The sequence below is a fragment of the Streptomyces sp. NPDC006510 genome (assembly GCF_040611955.1).
In the GTDB taxonomy this organism is placed as follows: Bacteria; Actinomycetota; Actinomycetes; order Streptomycetales; family Streptomycetaceae; genus Streptomyces.
Genome location: NZ_JBEXPH010000180.1, coordinates 1 through 15,970 on the forward strand (window position 1 = coordinate 1; position 15,970 = coordinate 15,970).

Annotated in this window: 13 protein-coding genes and 1 pseudogene; 3 read left to right on the top strand and 11 right to left on the bottom strand. The window is 71.6% G+C overall.

The window, feature by feature from the left end; all coding sequences use genetic code 11:
* Window positions 1-102 (top strand): annotated as a pseudogene (locus ABZY11_RS35155) (DUF4255 domain-containing protein); the annotation flags it as partial.
* 72 nt (window positions 103-174) lie between these two features.
* Here the strand turns inward: ABZY11_RS35155 and ABZY11_RS35160 are convergent.
* The 8 genes from ABZY11_RS35160 to ABZY11_RS35195 all read right to left on the bottom strand — a co-directional run bounded on the left by ABZY11_RS35160 (window position 175) and on the right by ABZY11_RS35195 (window position 8,191).
* Window positions 175-1,332 (bottom strand): nucleotide disphospho-sugar-binding domain-containing protein, encoded by a 1,158-nt coding sequence (locus ABZY11_RS35160; RefSeq protein ID WP_356483061.1) that lies wholly within the window; start codon window positions 1,330-1,332, stop codon window positions 175-177.
* 69 nt (window positions 1,333-1,401) lie between these two features.
* Entirely contained in the window at window positions 1,402-2,193 is a 792-nt protein-coding gene (locus ABZY11_RS35165) for an AfsR/SARP family transcriptional regulator (protein WP_356483062.1), read from the bottom strand.
* Window positions 2,194-2,228: 35 nt separating this feature from the next.
* A complete protein-coding gene (locus tag ABZY11_RS35170; protein WP_356483063.1) occupies window positions 2,229-3,539 on the bottom strand; it encodes a ketosynthase chain-length factor in 1,311 nt (436 codons plus the stop codon).
* Window positions 3,536-4,795: a beta-ketoacyl-[acyl-carrier-protein] synthase family protein gene (locus ABZY11_RS35175; protein WP_356483064.1), complete on the bottom strand. Its 1,260-nt coding sequence runs from the start codon at window positions 4,793-4,795 to the stop codon at window positions 3,536-3,538. Before ABZY11_RS35175 ends, ABZY11_RS35170 begins: the two co-directional genes overlap by 4 nt.
* A gap of 56 nt (window positions 4,796-4,851) precedes the next feature.
* Entirely contained in the window at window positions 4,852-5,106 is a 255-nt protein-coding gene (locus ABZY11_RS35180; protein ID WP_356483065.1) for an acyl carrier protein, read from the bottom strand.
* A gap of 168 nt (window positions 5,107-5,274) precedes the next feature.
* Entirely contained in the window at window positions 5,275-6,165 is an 891-nt protein-coding gene (locus ABZY11_RS35185) for an AfsR/SARP family transcriptional regulator (protein ID WP_356483066.1), read from the bottom strand.
* Between the two features lie 24 nt (window positions 6,166-6,189).
* Entirely contained in the window at window positions 6,190-6,597 is a 408-nt protein-coding gene (locus ABZY11_RS35190; protein ID WP_356483067.1) for an SgcJ/EcaC family oxidoreductase, read from the bottom strand.
* Window positions 6,598-6,610: 13 nt separating this feature from the next.
* Window positions 6,611-8,191, bottom strand: coding sequence for an FAD-dependent oxidoreductase (locus tag ABZY11_RS35195; protein ID WP_356483068.1), 1,581 nt, complete (start codon window positions 8,189-8,191; stop codon window positions 6,611-6,613).
* A gap of 249 nt (window positions 8,192-8,440) precedes the next feature.
* Between ABZY11_RS35195 and ABZY11_RS35200 the strand changes: the two genes are divergently transcribed.
* Window positions 8,441-9,892 carry an MFS transporter gene (locus ABZY11_RS35200; protein WP_356483069.1) on the top strand — a complete coding sequence of 484 codons (1,452 nt, stop codon included), beginning with the start codon at window positions 8,441-8,443 and terminating at the stop codon, window positions 9,890-9,892.
* A gap of 87 nt (window positions 9,893-9,979) precedes the next feature.
* On the opposite strand, the gene ABZY11_RS35205 is transcribed toward ABZY11_RS35200, so the two are convergent.
* Window positions 9,980-10,825: a class I SAM-dependent methyltransferase gene (locus tag ABZY11_RS35205; protein WP_356483070.1), complete on the bottom strand. Its 846-nt coding sequence runs from the start codon at window positions 10,823-10,825 to the stop codon at window positions 9,980-9,982.
* 122 nt (window positions 10,826-10,947) lie between these two features.
* Here ABZY11_RS35205 and ABZY11_RS35210 point away from each other — a divergent pair, with 122 nt between their 5' ends.
* Window positions 10,948-11,595 carry a TetR/AcrR family transcriptional regulator gene (locus ABZY11_RS35210; protein ID WP_356483071.1) on the top strand — a complete coding sequence of 216 codons (648 nt, stop codon included), beginning with the start codon at window positions 10,948-10,950 and terminating at the stop codon, window positions 11,593-11,595.
* 80 nt (window positions 11,596-11,675) lie between these two features.
* On the opposite strand, the gene ABZY11_RS35215 is transcribed toward ABZY11_RS35210, so the two are convergent.
* On the bottom strand, window positions 11,676-14,114 hold the full coding sequence (locus ABZY11_RS35215) for a polysaccharide lyase 8 family protein (RefSeq protein WP_356483072.1): 2,439 nt from the start codon (window positions 14,112-14,114) through the stop codon (window positions 11,676-11,678).
* 340 nt (window positions 14,115-14,454) lie between these two features.
* Window positions 14,455-15,970: SpoIIE family protein phosphatase (locus ABZY11_RS35220; RefSeq protein ID WP_356483073.1), on the bottom strand; the 1,516-nt coding region annotated here is incomplete at its 5' end.

Genomic DNA, 15,970 nt, shown 5'->3' on the forward strand with positions numbered 1-15,970 from the left:
GGGCCGTCCGCCTCGGACGTCTGGTCCGCGCTCGGCGGTGAGCTCAAGGCCGCGATCGACCTGCGGGTGTGGGCACCGTTGGCCGGTGAACGGACCAGGGCCACTTCGGGAATCCTCCAGAACCGAATGCGGTGCCAGGACGTGATCGATGTGCCGCGGGGTCTTGCGGACGGCTCAGCCCACGAGGTCCCGCAGTGCGGCGGCCACAGCGGTGGGCGACGGCAGCCGGGCGATCTCTTCCCGTACCTCCGCGACGGCGGCGCCGGTCTCCTGCGCCTCCAGCACGGTGGTGATGGTCTTCGCGGTCAGCTCGTCCGCCGCGCAGGTGATCCCCAGCCCGCGTTCGGCCACGAGGTGTGCGTTGAAGGGCTGGTCGGAGCCGTGCGGCAGCACGATCTGCCGGATGCCGGCGGACATGGCGGCCAGCGAGGTGCTGGTGCCGCCGTGATGGATGATCGCGCTGCACGATCCGAGCAGGGTGTTCAGCGGGATCCACCCGTGTGTGCGGACGTTGTCCGGCAGGGTGCCCAGCTCCGTACGGTCCGCTTCGCCGAGCACGAACACGAAGTCGGCGTCGACCGTGTCGAGTTCGGCCACGAAGTCGCGGATCAGGCTGAGTCCGATGTACTGGGGGATGAAGGTGCCCAGGGTGACGCAGACACGGTGCCGTTCCGGGGACCGCAGCAGCCAGTCGGGAACCGTGCCGAGTTCCAGGTAGGAGCCGTTGTAGGGCACCGGGCGCATGGACAGGTGGTCGCCGGTCGTCCGGTACAGGCTGGGCGGTGTCGTGCGGATCAGCCGGGTGAGGGTGGGATCGGGGTCGATACCGTAGCGGGCGTACGTGCCGGCCAGCTCCCCGCGGATCCGGTCGACCATGTCGGGGACCAGGGCGAAGAGGTTGGACATGGCGATCAGCGGTACGGACAGCAGCCCCGCCACGAGGGCACCGGAACCCTGGTGGTCCGGACTCACCACCAGGTCGGGACGCCACTGCCGGGCGAGCCGCACCGCACCGGGCACGACCAGCTCGGAGAGCTCGGCGAACAGCGCGGACGTCGCCCGCACCTCGTCCTCCTGGAGCTCGCCGCCGCGGTACCAGACCAGTTGCCCCTTCTCCTGGGACCGGGCGGCCCGGCGTGCGAACGGTGCCGCGAGATCGACGCCCGGGGTGGCGATGTCCACGTAGGGCAGGCCCGCCTTGGCGACTTCCCGCATGCCCTCGCCGCCACCGGCGTAGAGGATCTCGTGGCCGGCCGCGCGCAGGGCCCAGGCGAAGGGAATGGTGGCGAACAGATCACTTGCCGTCGAATAGGTGCAGAAGAGAATTCTCATGCCTCAGAACACGCCTTTTCCGTTTATGGGTTCCGGCTTCCTCGGGGACACTTGCCGCGCGCGGGGCGGTCACGGGATCGATTCGAAGGCGGTGGCTCCCAGAATTCTTCGCTGAAGATCCTGGATCACCCGGGACGGTTCCAGGCCCATCTCCTCCGCCATCTTCGTGCGCAGTCGCTGGAACACCTGGAGCGCCTGGATGGTGCGGCCCGACCGGTACAACGCCGTCATCAGGTACTCATGGACCCGTTCGTCGAACGGGCGGGCGAGAGTGAGCGCGGTCAGTTCACTGAGCAGTTCCCGGTGCCGGCCCAATGCCAGATCGCTTTCGATCCGCAACTCCTGGACCATGTCCCGCTGTAGTTCGAGCCGGGTGATCTCGCACTGGAGCGGGAGACCGTGCTTCGTGTCCGGAAGTATCGGACCCGTCCACAGCGATTCCGCCGTACGGAGCGATTCGGCCGCCCCGAGATGGTGGCCCGCCCGGAGTTCCGATTCGCCGAGTTTCGCGAGCCGGTGGTATTCGTGCAGGTCGAAGTCGGCGTCGTCGACCCGGAATTGGTACCCCTCGTTCCCGGTGACGATCAGTTCCTTGCGGACCCGGTCTCCCGGGATGTGCAGCTGACGGGCGAGCAGGCCGCGTACGTTGAGCACATGGGTCTGCAACGCCGTCCGCACGGTGCGCGGCGGGCGGCTGCCCCACAGCTCGTCGACCAGCTGCCGCACCGGGACCGGGCTTCCGTGACTGAGCAGGAGCAGGGCCAGCAGCTTGCGTTCCTTCGGTGCGCTGGGCGCCGCCGTCAGTGCGCCGCGGGTCACGGCCAGCCTGCCGAGCACGGTGATCCTCAGTCGTGTCCCCACCGCTCGTCCTTCCGTCGCCGGTCGCTGTGTGGAGGTCAGGTGTGGTGGCGTACGGCGGCGGGCACCCCGGCGGGATCCGCTGTCATGCGGTTCGGGGCGAGCACCACCAGCGCCGAGTTGAAGCCGTGGTGGCCGCGGGCCAGAACCAGCGCCACCTCGACCCGTGTCCCGCGCGGCTCGCCGCGCACCAGGTCGATCCGGCGGCCCGGGACCGGCCGTTCGACGTTGACCGTCGGTGGCAGGACCGAGTCGCGCATGGCCAGCAGGGCGGCCGCGGTGTCCAGGGCCGGGCCGCCGGCGGCGAGCCGCCCCGTCATCGTCTTCGGTGCGGTGACCGGCACGCCGTAGGGGCCGAACAGCTCCTCGATGGCGGCGGCTTCCGCGGCGTCGAGCGAGGGCACCGCCGCCGCGTCGGCGAACACCACGTCCACGTCCTCGGGAGTCACACCCGCGTCCGCCATCGCCAGCCGTGCCGCGCGGGCCAGCCCCGGCGGGGCCGAGGCCCCCGGCGGGGGGTCGAACGTGGCCGCGTAGCCGGCGATCTCGCCGTAGACCCGACCGGCTCCACGCCCGGCCGCGGCGGCGGCCGTCTCCACGACCAGGATCGCGCCGCCCTCGCCCGGTACGTGTCCGGATGCCCGCGCGTCGAAGGGGAGATAGGCGCTGTCCGGGCGGTCGGAGCGCGACACGCGCCCGCCCGCGATGTGGGACACGAAGCCCCATGGATCGAACGCCGACTCCACCCCGCCGGTGAGGACGAGCGAGCTGCCCTTGCGCAGTACCCGCCGTGCGTGCCCGAGCGCGTCGAGGCCGCCGGCCTGTTCGGCGATCAGCACACTGCTGGGGCCGCGCATCCCGTGCCGGATCGAGAGCTGGCCGGTGTTGGCCGCGTAGAACCAGGCGAAGGACTCGTAGACGCTGACGTGCTGGGGGCCCCGGGTCCACAGCTTGCGGATCTCGCGGTGCGTGAACTCGAAGCCCCCCGTCGCGTTGGAGGTCACCACACCCATGCCGTACTCGGGCAGTGCGGCGGGGTCGGCCCCGGAGTCGGCGAGGGCCCAGTCCGAGGCCACGAGGGCCAGCCGGGTCACCCGGTCGGTCTGCGGCAGCAGCCGGCCCGGGAGGTGGTCGGTCGCTTCGAATCCGGGGATCAGGCCGATCAGCGACGCCCGGCCGGGGGCGGGGTCGTGGTCCGTGACCGGGCGGATGCCCGACTCGCCGCGGAGCGTCGCGCTCCACCACTCCTCGGTGCCGAGCCCGTTGGGCGCGGCGACGCCGATCCCGGTGACGACCGCCGTTCTCGTGGCGGCCGGAGCGGGTGCGGTGTCGGGTGCGGTGATCGTCATATCCCCTCCCGGGTGAGGACCATGGCGCTCTGGAAGCCGCCGAAGCCGCTGCCCACGCTGAGCACCGTGTCCAGGCGTCGCTCCCGGGCCTCGTTGGGTACGTAGTCGAGGTCGCACTCCGGGTCCGGCTCGTGCAGGTTGGCCGTCGGCGGCACCGCCGCGTGTTCCATGGCCAGTGCGCAGGCGGCGATCTCGATCGAGCCGATCGCGCCGAGCGAGTGCCCGACCATCGACTTGATGGAGCTGATCGGCACCCGGTAGGCGTGCTCGCCGAGCGCGCGTTTGAACGCCGCGGTCTCGTGCCGGTCGTTCTGCTTGGTGCCGGAACCGTGTGCGTTGACATAGCCGATCGACTCGGGGGCGCGCTTCGCCTCGTCCAGCGCGTGGCGGATCGCCTCGGCCATCTCCCGTCCGTCGGGCCGCAGGCCGGTCATGTGGTAGGCGTTGCAGCGCGAGCCGTACCCGGAGATGACACCGTAGATGTGCTGGCCCCGGGCCTTGGCGTGCTCCAGTTCCTCCAGGACGAGCATCGCCGAGCCCTCGGCGATGACGAAGCCGTTGCGGGTGCGGTCGAAGGGGCGTGAGGCGTGCTCGGGGTCGTCGTTGCGCGGCGAGGTCGCCTTGATCGCGTCGAAGCAGGCCACCGCGATGGGCGAGATCGGTGTGTCGGTCGCGCCGGCGATCATGATGTCGGCGCTGCCCTCCGCGATCAGGTCCCGTGCGTGGCCGAGCGAGTCGAGACCGGAGGTGCAGCCGGTGGAGACCACCGAGGCCGGCCCCTGAGCACCGACGAGCCAGGCGACCTCGGCGGCCAGCGAACTGGGCACGAAGGCGTCGAACAGGTGCGGGGACAGGTACGCCGGGTCGACCTCCCACTGCCTGCCGCTGTCGCTCAGGACCACGTACTCCTGCTCCAGCGTGGTCGTTCCGCCGACGGCGCTGCCGACGCAGACTCCGACGCGGTGCGGGTCCACCGCGTCGAACTCCAGCCCGCTGTCGGCCAGGCTCTCCCGCGCGCTGATCACGGCCAGCTGCGCGGCCCGGTCGAGCCTGCGGCACTCGCGGGCGGTCAGCCCGTGCAACTCGGGGTTGAAGTCGATCTCGGCGGCCATCCTCGACCGGAACGGTGCCGGGTCGAAGAAGGAGATGGTGCGGGTGGCGGTGCGGCCCGAGACCAGAAGGTCCCAGAACGCCTTCTTGCCGATCCCGCCCGGGGCCATGACCCCGATGCCGGTGATGGCGACAGACCGCTCCACGATGGAAACCTCTCTGACGGATTGTCCGCGGTGGACCAAGTGGTTCGCGCGGTGGTTCAGCCGGAAACGGAGAGCCTGGCGTCGACGAAGGCGACGAACGCAGCCGGTGTCTTCAACTCGTCCAGTTCCTCGTCCGTGATCTCCACGGGGTACTCGTCCTGGATGCGGACGGTGATCTCGTAGACCATCAGCGAGTCGAAGCCGAGGTCGGAGAAACTCGCGCCCGACGCGGTTTCGTCGAGGGGCTCGGCCTCGCCCTGGAAGCACTTCTCCACGACCTGCCGGAATTCGGTGAAAGTAAAGGCGGGCACGGATTTCCTTTCGTCGGGCCGGTGGCCGATCCGGTCTGGGCGGACGGTTGGACTATCGGCACCCGTCATGGTGCGTCGATGGGGAGCCGCTCCAGACGCCCCTTCCGGCTTCTCCAGCACGACTTGAGGGGCATGGACCTGCGGTCGGTGCGCCCGGGTCCGCCGCGGTCAGGCGACGTGCCGGGATGCCGTTCCCGGGCGGATGACGGTCCGGTCGCGCCATGCGGACAGCGCGACGCGTTCGAGGTCGGGCGCGGGATCGGAAGCGAGGACGGCCTCGTACAGGCGCTGGACCGAGCGCGAGGGTTCGAGCCCGAGACCGTCGCGGAGGAGCCGGCGCAGCCGCCGGTACTCCTGGATCGCCTCAAGGCGCCTGCCGGACCGGTAGAGGGCGAGCAGCAGCCGCTGCCACAGGCCCTCGGCCAGCGGGTGCTCCACGAGCAGGCCGCGCAGCCCGGTGAGCACCTCGTGGTACATGCCGAGAAAGAGCTGCGCGTCGATGCACTGCTCCACGACGCGCAGCCGCTCCTCGGTCAGTCTGGTCGCGTGCGCCTCCAGGACGGGGCCGTGCTTCACATTGGAGACCAGCGGGCCGCGCCACAGCGTCAGTGCCTCTTTGAGCAGTTCGGCGGCCCGGGGTACGTTCCCCTGCCCGAGCGCGGTGCCGCCCTGTGCGGCCAGTGTCTCGAACCGGCAGAGGTCGATCGTCTCCGAGGGAATGCTGGCGGCGTACCCGGAGGAGGTGGTGCGCAGCCACGGGCCGTGCGACGGGCAGGCGGTGACCTCCTTCCAGGCGTGGCCCCGGGGCCGGTGCCCGGCCCGGTGAGTCTGCGGGTCGGGCAGGGTCCGGCGGAGCTGGTACACGTACGTCTGCAGGGTGGTCAGGGCGTTGGGCGGCGGGTTGACGCCCCAGAGCTCGTCGACGAAGGAATCCTTCCGCACGATGTCCCCCTGCCGCAGCAGCAGCAGCGACAGGGTGCTGCGCAGCTTCGGCGCCGACGGCGTCAGATCCTTCGAACTCTCCGATACGTCCAGCGCGCCGAGCACCTTGAAGTACATGGGTTCCTCCTCCGGGGCCGCCCGTCAGGCGGGGCAGTTGTGATACGCCGTGACCCGCCAGACGCCGTCGGCCCTGGCGAGCACGAAGGTCGCGACGCGCTTGTCGCTCTCGGCCAGTTCGGTCTGCCCGTCGAGGAGGATGCCCAGGTCGCTCACCACGACCGCGGTGTCCTCACCGGTGCGGCGGATGATGCGGGGCTCGTTGAGCGGGCGGCTTCCGCGCATCGGTCCGTCGAACGCCGCGCGCATGAACTCCCGGATGGCTTCCTTGCTGTCGAGGACCAGACCGGTCATGACCAGGGTCGCGTCCTCGGTGTACATCTCGGCCACGGAGTCGGCGTCGTTCGAGGTCCAGGCGCTCCGGAACCTGTCCAGCAGTTCGCGCACCGCGACATCGGTCTGCGTTGTGGTCTTCGGGTCGGCATAGGACATGGTGTGTTCCGTTTCAGTCGGCCGGCTGGATGGACAGGGCGTGGCGGAAGACGTTGCGCGGGTCCCAGCGCTTCTTGACCCGCCGCAGCCTGGGGTAGTTCTGCTTGTAGTAGAGGTCGTGCCAGGGAACGCCGGACGTGTTCCAGGCCGGGTCGGCGAGGTCGGTGTCCGGATAGTTGATGTACGAGCCGTCGTTCGTCCCGTCGGGCACCGGCACCCCGCCGGTGTCGCGGTAGACATCGCGGTAGAAGCGCCGCAGCCAGTCGAGGGACGCCTCGTCGTCGCGGGGGTCCAGCCACGTCGCGGTGTAGGCGGCTTTCAGAATGGAGCTCCGTTGCACCAGCGCGGTGGCCTCCGGAGCGACCTCGTTGACCTTGCCGCCGTAGGAGACCAGCCACACGCGGGCCAGATCGAGCGTGGGCGGAGCCGTGGTCAGGTAGTCGAAGACCGTATCGACCTGGGCGGTGCTGAACCCCTTGCGTAGATAGCCGGCCTTGCCCTTGTAGCGGCCGTACTCGGACCCGCGTTGTGACTCCTCGTCACCGTTGGGCGGCATCAGTACGTACAGCCAGGGCGAGGCGGGAATCATGTGGCGGAAACCGCCGATGCCGTCGCTCACGGCGTCGAAGTACTTCTCGACCAGAGCGGCCCCGTCCGCGCTGTCGCCGTCGGCCAGGGCGTAGATCAGGATGTCCGCCGGGCCGTCCTGCTCCTTGCGGCCGGAGAGCATCAGCGTCGAGTGCAGCGCCGTGCCGGGGGAGCCCGGATCGCTGTTGCTCTCGTGCCAGTCGCTGTGGTTGCGCATCAGCCGCCGGAACGACTCCTTCGGGAGGTCCGCCCACGACCACATGAGCGCGCCTCCCGTCAGGGAAGCGGGCGGCCTGGGCAGCAGAGCGGCCGGATCGTCCCCCTCGGCTCCGGGCGACCGCATCCAGTACCGGGTCACCACACCGAAGTTGCCGCCCCCGCCACCGGTGTGCGCCCACCACAGGTCCCGATGGGGATCGTCGCTGTCGCGGGTGGCCAGCACGGCACGGGCCCGGCCCTCCTCGTCCACGACGACGACCTCGACGGCGTACAGATGGTCCACGACGGAACCGTGGGTGCGCGAGAGCGATCCGTACCCGCCGCCCTGGATGTGCCCGCCGACACACACCGAGTGGCACCAGCCGCCGGGAACGGTCACGCCCCACGTCAGGTAGAGCGTGCGGTACACCTCGCCCAGCATCGCGCCCGACTCCATGGCCACGGCGCGCCGGGCGGGGTCGAAGTAGATCGCGTTCATCCCCGTCATGTCGATGATCACACCGTCGGGGTGCTCGCCCACGGAGTTCTCCAGCGAATGACCACCGCTGCGCACCGAGACCGGCCGGCCGGAGTCGACCGCCCACTGCACCGCCGCCACGACCTCGTCGGTGGAGCGCACCACCCGGAAGCAGGCGGGTCGCTGGACGAACCGCTCGTTGCGGCGGCGCAGGGCGAGGTCCTCGTAGCGCGGGTCACCGGGATACACGGCCGACGAGGCAGGGCTTTTGCCGCCGCGCTCCGCGTCCGCGCCGTCCCGGTGCGGGGCACTACCGGTCACATGGGCCATCGGGTGGATCCTCCGTGTCCGCTCGATCGGTGCCGGCTCTCTGGAGCCGATGCCTCTCGAACTTCCACTCGCCCGGTCCGGACTCGCTGAATTCCCGCTGAACCGGGCTGTTCCACGCGCCCCAACAGGGCGGTCGGGCCCGTTCGGCCCGCGGCCCGGCCAGGTTTCCGTTCCACACTGGTCATGCATACCCCTAGGGGGTATATTGCACGCGCTAGATACCCCCCTCCCGTATAGGAGTTGTTTGCGATGACGGCATCAGCCGCACCAACCGCACCAGCCGATCCGCGTAGATGGTCGGCGCTCGCCCTGATCGCCCTGGCCCAGTTCATGGTCATCATGGACACGTCGATCATCGGCGTGGCCCTGCCCAGGATGCAGGCCGACCTGGGCTTCTCCCAGGAGAACCTGTCGTGGGTGTTCAACGCCTATGTCGTCGCCTTCGGGGGACTGCTGCTGCTCGGCGGACGACTGTCGGACCTGCTCGGCGCCAAGCGCCTCTTCAGTGCCGGATGGGTCGTCCTCGCCGCGGGCTCCCTGACCGCGGGCCTCGCCGGTCAGGTCTGGGTCGAGCTGACCGGCCGGGCCCTGCAGGGCGTGGGCGCCGCACTGATCGCCCCGTCCGCCCTCACCCTGCTGATGACACTGTTCGGCGCACGTCCCCGGGAGCTGGGGAAGGCCTTCGCGCTGTACGGTGCGGCCGCCCCGGCCGGCGGCACCGCCGGAGTCTTCCTCGGCGGGGTCATCACCCAATACGCCAGCTGGCCCTGGGTGTTCTACATCAACATCCCCGTCGCCGTGATCGTCCTGGCCGCCACGCCCGCCGTCATGCCCTCGGGTGCGGGGCGACGCGGCTCGATCGACCTCGCCGGCGCGGTCACCGTCACGGCGGGTCTCGCCGCCGCCGTCTACGCCATCGTCCGTGCCCCCGAGACCGGTTGGGGTTCCGCCGAGACCTGGCTGGTCCTGCTGGGCGGCGTGGCGCTGATCGCCGCGTTCGTCGCGATCCAGTCCAAGCGGCGCGAACCGCTGATGCGGCCGGGGATCTGGCGGGCACCCAACCTGGCCGGTGCCAACATCGCTCAGCTGCTCATGGCCGCCGCGTGGATTCCCATGTGGTTCTTCCTCAACCTCTACCTCCAGCAGGTCCTGGGCCTGGACGCCTTCGCCTCCGGCTCCGCGCTGCTGCCCATGACGGTCGCCATCATGATCATGATGATCGTCCTGGCGCCGCGCCTGATCTCCCGGTTCGGGCCCAAGCCCCTCGTCGTCCTGGGACTGTCGGCCCTCGGTGCGGGCATGTTCTGGCTCTCGCTCGCCCGCCCGGACGGAAACTTCTGGGTCGACGTCCTGCCCGCCTCCCTGCTCTCGGCGGTGGGCATGTCGCTGGCGTTCATCCCGTCGCTCGGCACCGCGCTGTCCAGTGCCCGCCCGGAGGAGGGCGGCCTCGCCTCGGGGATCGTCAATACCAGCTACCAGGTCGGCTCCGCCCTCGGCCTCGCCGCCATGACCGCGCTCGCCGCCGCGCACGGCGCCCGTGAACCGGGGGACCCGGTGGCCCTCACCAACGGCTTCTCCGCCGCCTTCCTCGGTGCTGCGGCCCTCGCCGTGGCCGGTGCCCTCGCCGCCCTGCTGACCCTGCGCACCGCACCCGCCGAGGTCGCGGGCAGCGGTGACCAGCCGGAAAAGGCCGCGGCCTGAAAGGGGCGGCTGTCGGGACGACCGCGGCCGGGCGGCGCCCGCCGCAGAGGGCGGGTGTCCGCCCCGGCGGCGGACGCCGCCCCTCGGTCAACCGGGCCGTCGGGCGGTCACCAGCAGGGCGGCACTGCGCAGTTGGAGCGTTCCGCCCCGCTCGTGGGGGCGCAGAAGGCCGACGAGCCTGTGCCGGGCCTGTGCCCGGACGTCTTTCCCGGCCCGGCCCATCAGGTGCCGGCCGGGGCCGGAGTCCAGCAGGAAGGCGGCGGCGTCGGCGGCATCCCGGCCCCAGGTTCCGTACGCCTCGACCGGTGCGGTGCCGATGGCCTCGTACCCGGCGCGGGACAGCACGTCGCGCACGGTCTCCGGGTCCGCCAGCGAGAACATGCCGGGGCCCGACGGGGTGCCCAGCCCGGCGACGGGCAGGAGGCCGCTCAATCCCCGGATGGCCCGCAGCCACTCGGTCCGGCCGGGTTCCGTGGGGCAGACGAAGGCGATACGGCCGCCGGGGCGCAGGGCCCGCCCGATGTTGGTGAAGGCGGCGACGGGATCGTCGAAGAACATCACCCCGAAGCGGCTGATCGCGACGTCGAAGGTCCCGGGCCCGAACGGGTGGACCTGGACGTCGGCCTGCTCGAACCTCACATTGCCGAGCCCCTCGCGCCGCGCGGACTCCCGCGCGCGGGCGAGCATCGGGGCCGACAGGTCCAGGCCCGACGCCCGGCCGCCGCTCGCCCGCCGGGCGGCGAGACGGGTGGTGCACCCCGCCCCGCAGCCGACGTCGAGCACGCGGTCCCGCTCGGTGATCGCCGCGGCGGCGAGCAGGGGTTCGTCGAATCCCGCGTTCACACCGTCCCAGCGGTCCTGGTTGGTGGCCCAGTGCGTCCCCTCGTAACCGTTCCAGGCCTGTTCCTGGTCCCTGTTGGCGATGTGTCGCATGCGGTGTGCTCCCCGGTGGATGCGGGCGCCCGGAGACATTGGGACAACTAGTATGGGCGGGCGCCCATTCAAAGGTATGGGCAATCGCCCATACTGTAAACACATCGAGAGGGAGGGGCTTCATGTCACCGCGTGGTGTGACGACTCCGGACGTCCGCGAGCTGCTGTTCAACGCCGCGGAGCGGGTGCTGGAGCGTGAGGGGCCGGGAGCCCTGACGAGCAGGGCGATCACCGGTGAGGCCGGCTGCGCGAAGGGCCTTCTGCACGCCCACTTCTCCGGACTGGACGAGTTCGTCGCGGAGTTGGTCCTGGATCGGTTCGCGCGGGTGGCCCGGCACGCCGAGGAGCTCCGGGGCCGGGTGGGGCGGGGCACCGTCGCAAAGAACCTGCTCGGCATCGCTCTCGCACTGCTGTCCTCGGCCGGCCCCACCGTCGCCGGCCTGGCGCTCGCCCGCCCCGCGGCGTCCTTGCGGATCCGCGCAGCCCTGGAGGGCGGTGCGCCGGGCTTCGACACGGTCCAGGACGCGATCACCGACTACCTGGACGCGGAACGGCAGGGCGGCCGGATCGCGGCACGGGCCGACACCGCCTCGGCGGCCCTCGCCCTGGTCGGGACCCTCCACCACCTGCTCATGACCGGCGGACACGACCGGCGGAACGCGCAGGAGCGGGCCGGGCAACTGGTGGCCCTGCTCGAAGCCGCCCTCCGGCGCGGGCCCGACGACTTCACGGGTGAGCCGGCGCGGGGAACGGCTACGGACACGGTCTGAACGGGCATGGGGTGCCGCCGCGGACCCGTTCCCGCGGCGGCACCCCCCGTCCTGCTCGGCTCAGCCGGGCGGACCCGCGATCACCGCACCCGGACGCGCACGGTGTGCGTGGCGCCCCGGCTCTTGCTCAGGTCGCCGTAGGTCACGGTCACCGACGAGCCGGTCCTGATGCCGCTGACGCTGTCCGCCTTGGACAGGACGGACTTGACGGGGCGCTGCCAGGTGAGGGTGAGACCGGTGACGGTGCGGGACGGGTCGGAGACGCAGATCGTGGCGGTGCCGTCGCGCTTCTCGTGGATCTGTACGCAGACCGGCGCGCTCGCCGTGACCTTGCCCGCCGTGCCCGCCGTCCAGAAGTTGACACCGGTGAAACCGAGGGAGGGGACGCGGATGCCGCTGCGCCGCGCGTCGTTGGCAAGGATCTCCAGCCAGCCGGTGTCCTCGGCGCGCGCGGCGGTGCGCTTGCTGCTCGCGCCCGGCAGCAGGATGTACGCGTAGCCGCCGTCCGCCGGGTCGGTGCCGTGGTCCTGCCAAAGGGTCACGTAGCGGCGGGTGTTGGGCGTGGCGGTGCCGCCGTCGTTGATGTCCTTCCAGGCGCCGGTGCGCTCCTCGCGCAACGCGTGCAGTTCGGTGCCGCCGGGGAAGACGTATCCGGCATGCCGGTCGAGATGGGCCCAGGTGGTGGTGCGGGTGGTGGACCAGCCCCGGGTGTCGGGCTGGGCCTCGCCGTCCAGCAGCAGCCGCTGCGTGCCGCTCGCGCCGAGGCAGCGGTTGTCGACGACCGTCTCGACGCCGGCGCCGTCGGCGGAGGTGATCCCGGAGCCGAGGCAGACCACGCTGTCGTCGAGCCAGAACCACGACTTGCGGGCGTACATCGTGCTCGCCAGGCCCTGGACGTGCTGGCCGGTGGTGCCGAACTCGCCGTCGCCGGTGCCGCCGACCCACCCCGTGCCGGGCTTCGGGTTGGCCCAGGCGCCGCCCTGTCCGTCGGCGAGCCTCTTCCGGGAGACGGTGATGCCGGGCAGCCGGTACGGGTCGACGGTCGGCCAGTACGCGTCCGAGTACTGCTCCAGGCCCGCGCCGTCGCCCCACCACTGCAACCAGCCCGCGCCGGTGTGCCAGCCGCGCTTGTTCTCCCCGTTGCCGAACTCGTAGTGGGCGATCCGCTCGGAGGCCATGGAGAGACCGGCACCCCAGCCGCGGCGGCGGTGGGTGACCCGGTCCATGTTGTGGAAGACGCGGTGCGCGGACGGCTCCGGGGACGCGGTGACGGTCGTGTCGTCCAACAGGGCCTGCAACCGCGCGGTGTTGACCAGGCTCAGGGAGCCGGCCCCGAGTGCCGGGGCGTAGTAGTCGCGCTGCAGCCAGCCCTTGACCATGGCGCGCCAGCGGGCGTTCTCCTCGGGACCGGCGCCCATGCCGAGCAGCACGATGGAGGCCATGACGCCGTGGGCGCGGGTGTGGTCGCTGGAGCCGACGCGGGTGATGCCGCGGCCCGAGACGTTGTCCATCATCAGGCCGTCGTAGATGAACGGGGCGATGGCCGCGTCGATGGTGTCGAGGAACTGCCGGCTGCCCGGATCGGTGATCTCCCAGGTCGAACCGCGCAACAGGGCGAAGAGCCGGCCCAGCCCGTCGTTGAGGACCGCGCCGTAGCCGCCGATGTACGGGATGGAGGTGTGCTGGACGAAGGAGCCGTCCGGGTAGAAGCCGTCGCCGGTCGTGACGTACGGGAAGACCGGCGAGAGCGCGGCGACCGCCCGCGCGATCTTGGCGGCGTCGGCGCCGACGATGCCGCGCAGGATCATGCCGCGGCACAGGTCGACCCGGTTGGCACCGGTGCTGGTGCCGGTGTACTTGTCGACGGCGGAGTCGGGCAGGAACTTGTCCACCGCACCGCAGTAGTTGGCCTTCTGGGCGTCCGACAGGGCGTCGTGGAGCAGTACGCAGGTGTCCATGAGGGCCTGGGGCGCGCCGATCTGCCAGTTCCACCAGTTCCCGTAGCGGGTGGTCGTCTCGTTGAAGACATCGGCGTGGAGGTGGTCGAGGCCGGTGATGACCGCGTCCCGGAGGCCGGTGTCGCCGGTGACCCCGGTGCCGGGCTGGGAGTACGCCTCCGCCATGGTGCGCAGCCGGTTGTAGCCGGTGTTCATGTTGGCGGAGAAGTTGAACGACTCGGTGTCGGTGTCCGGTTCGGGGTCCAGATAGACCAGGTCCGGCCAGAGGGAGCCGCGCGTGGGGGCCATCGTGGAGAGGTAGCCGGTGGCCTGGGTGCCGAGGACGGCGAGCTTGGACTTGAAGGGCTCGGCGGTCGGGCTGAAACCGGTTCCCAGGTACAGATCGCGCCACTTCGCACGCAGGGCGGCGAATTCGTCGGCGGCGCCGGCAGTGGCGGTGGAGGCGGAGAGTGCCGGCGAGAGGGCGGCGTCGGACGCGGACGCGGCGGTCGGCAGGCCGAGGGCGAGCGCCGCACCGCCGCCCGTGGCCAGCAGGGCACGACGGGACCAGGCAGTTGTCATCGAAGCTCCGGGGGAAGAGTGAGCCAGTGCGGAAAGGCCAGCGTGGTAAGCGTTTTCTAGCATGGGGGCACTGGGGGACTCAAGAGGCCGCCCGGACCGCCGTCGTCCCTTCGGGTGCGAGTGCGGGGCGAGTACGAGGGCGGGCGCGGAGGCGAGTACGGGCGCGAAGTGCGTCCCCGGTCGCGAGCGGGAAAAGGATCCGGTGGGCCGAGCCGGGCCAGGGTTCGTTTCAAACAGGCAGGCTTCCTGCTTGAAAGAGCGTCAAGTCCCGTTCCGGCGACGGTTTTCGGCCTGACGCGCGGCGCGCGGTCGGGCTGAGCCCGGCGAAGGTGCGGATGGATCAGCCGCTCTGGGCGTGCGGGGCGTCCGGGATCGGCTGCTCGGCCCAGATCGTCTTGCCGCGCCGGGTGTAGCGGCTGCCCCAGCGGGTGGTGAGCTGTGCGACCAGATACAGGCCACGCCCTCCTTCGTCGGTGAGGAGGGCCCGGCGCATGCGGGGCTGCGTGGCGCTGGGGTCGGAGACCTCGCAGGTCAGCTGCCCCGCGCGGATCAGCCGCACCTCGACCGGGCCGCCGGCGTGGCGGATGGCGTTGGTGACCAGCTCGCTCAGCACCAGTTCGGTGGTGAAGACGAGCTCCTCCAGCCCCCAGGCGCGCAGTTGCCGTACCGCGTCCTGCCGGACCCGGGCGACGGCGGCCGGGTCGGCCGCCACGAGCCAGACGGCCGTGTTCCCGGGCGGCACCACATGGGTGCGGGCGAGCAGCAGGGTGACGTCGTCGGCGAGCTGGTGCGCGGGCCGGGCGGAGATGATCTCCTGGCCGAGCTCCCGCAGCGGTGCGGCGGCGGCGCCGGGGCGGCCCAGCCGGCGGCCCAGTTCGGCCATGCCCTCGTCGAGGTCGCTGTCGCGTCCCTCGATCAGTCCGTCGGTGTAGAGCGCGAGGAGGCTGCCGGGCGCCAGTTCCACCTCTGTCACCTCGAAGGGCAGACCGTTGACGCCCAGCGGCGGTCCGGGGTTCAGTGGCACGTACGCGACGGTCCCGTCCGGACCCACGACGGCGGGCGGGGGGTGCCCGGCGGAGACCATCGCGCAGCGCCGGGAGACCGGGTCGTAGACGGCGTACAGGCAGGTGGCGCCGATCGGGTCGGCCCGGAGGCCGCCGTGTGCCCCGTTTTCGTCCGGTCGGGTGAACCGGCTGGGCCGATCGGGCCCGTCGTCTTCGTCCGGTCCGTCGGGCCGGTCGGGCCCGTGGGGCCGGTCGGGTCCGAGGGGCTCGTTCGGCAGGCTCGGCTCGTCGGGCTCGTTCGGTTCGTCGCGGAGCTGGGAGACCAGGTCGTCGAGGTGCACCATCAGCTCGTCCGGTTCCAGATCGAGGTCGGCGAGGGTGCGCACGGCGGTACGGAGCCGGCCCATGGTGGCGGTGGCCCCCAGCCCGTGGCCGACCACGTCCCCGGCGACCAGGGCGACCCGGGCGGAGGACAGCGGGATCACGTCGAACCAGTCGCCGCCGACGCCGGTGGCGGTATCGGCCGGCAGATAGAAGCCGGAGGTGGTCACGGCGACGGTCTCGGCCTGCGCGGGCGGCAGCAGACTGCGCTGCAGGCCGACGGCGGCCCGGTGCTCCCGGGTGTAGCGGCGGGCGTTGTCCAGGGCGAGGGCCGCGCGGGCGGCGATCTCGCACAGGAGGTCCAGGTCGGCCGGTGCGAAGCCGGGCCGGGCGGGGCCGCGCCGGACGGTCACCCGGCCGAGGAAGATGCCCCGGGCCCGCAGCGGGGCGGTCATCGACGCCCGGGCGTCATCGACGGCGGGGGCGGAGTCGGCGTCGGCCGGGACCACGGTGCCGGTCGACACCTCCGCG

Excerpts from the sequence above, each read along its gene's own strand:
- ABZY11_RS35160 (WP_356483061.1), bottom strand. The coding sequence starts at position 1,332 with ATGAGAATTCTCTTCTGCACCTATTCGACGGCAAGTGATCTGTTCGCC.
- ABZY11_RS35170 (WP_356483063.1), bottom strand. The coding sequence starts at position 3,539 with ATGACGATCACCGCACCCGACACCGCACCCGCTCCGGCCGCCACGAGA.
- ABZY11_RS35185 (WP_356483066.1), bottom strand. The coding sequence starts at position 6,165 with ATGTACTTCAAGGTGCTCGGCGCGCTGGACGTATCGGAGAGTTCGAAG.
- ABZY11_RS35190 (WP_356483067.1), bottom strand. The coding sequence starts at position 6,597 with ATGTCCTATGCCGACCCGAAGACCACAACGCAGACCGATGTCGCGGTG.
- ABZY11_RS35195 (WP_356483068.1), bottom strand. The coding sequence starts at position 8,191 with ATGGCCCATGTGACCGGTAGTGCCCCGCACCGGGACGGCGCGGACGCG.
- ABZY11_RS35200 (WP_356483069.1), top strand. The coding sequence starts at position 8,441 with ATGACGGCATCAGCCGCACCAACCGCACCAGCCGATCCGCGTAGATGG.
- ABZY11_RS35205 (WP_356483070.1), bottom strand. The coding sequence starts at position 10,825 with ATGCGACACATCGCCAACAGGGACCAGGAACAGGCCTGGAACGGTTAC.
- ABZY11_RS35210 (WP_356483071.1), top strand. The coding sequence starts at position 10,948 with ATGTCACCGCGTGGTGTGACGACTCCGGACGTCCGCGAGCTGCTGTTC.
- ABZY11_RS35215 (WP_356483072.1), bottom strand. The coding sequence starts at position 14,114 with ATGACAACTGCCTGGTCCCGTCGTGCCCTGCTGGCCACGGGCGGCGGT.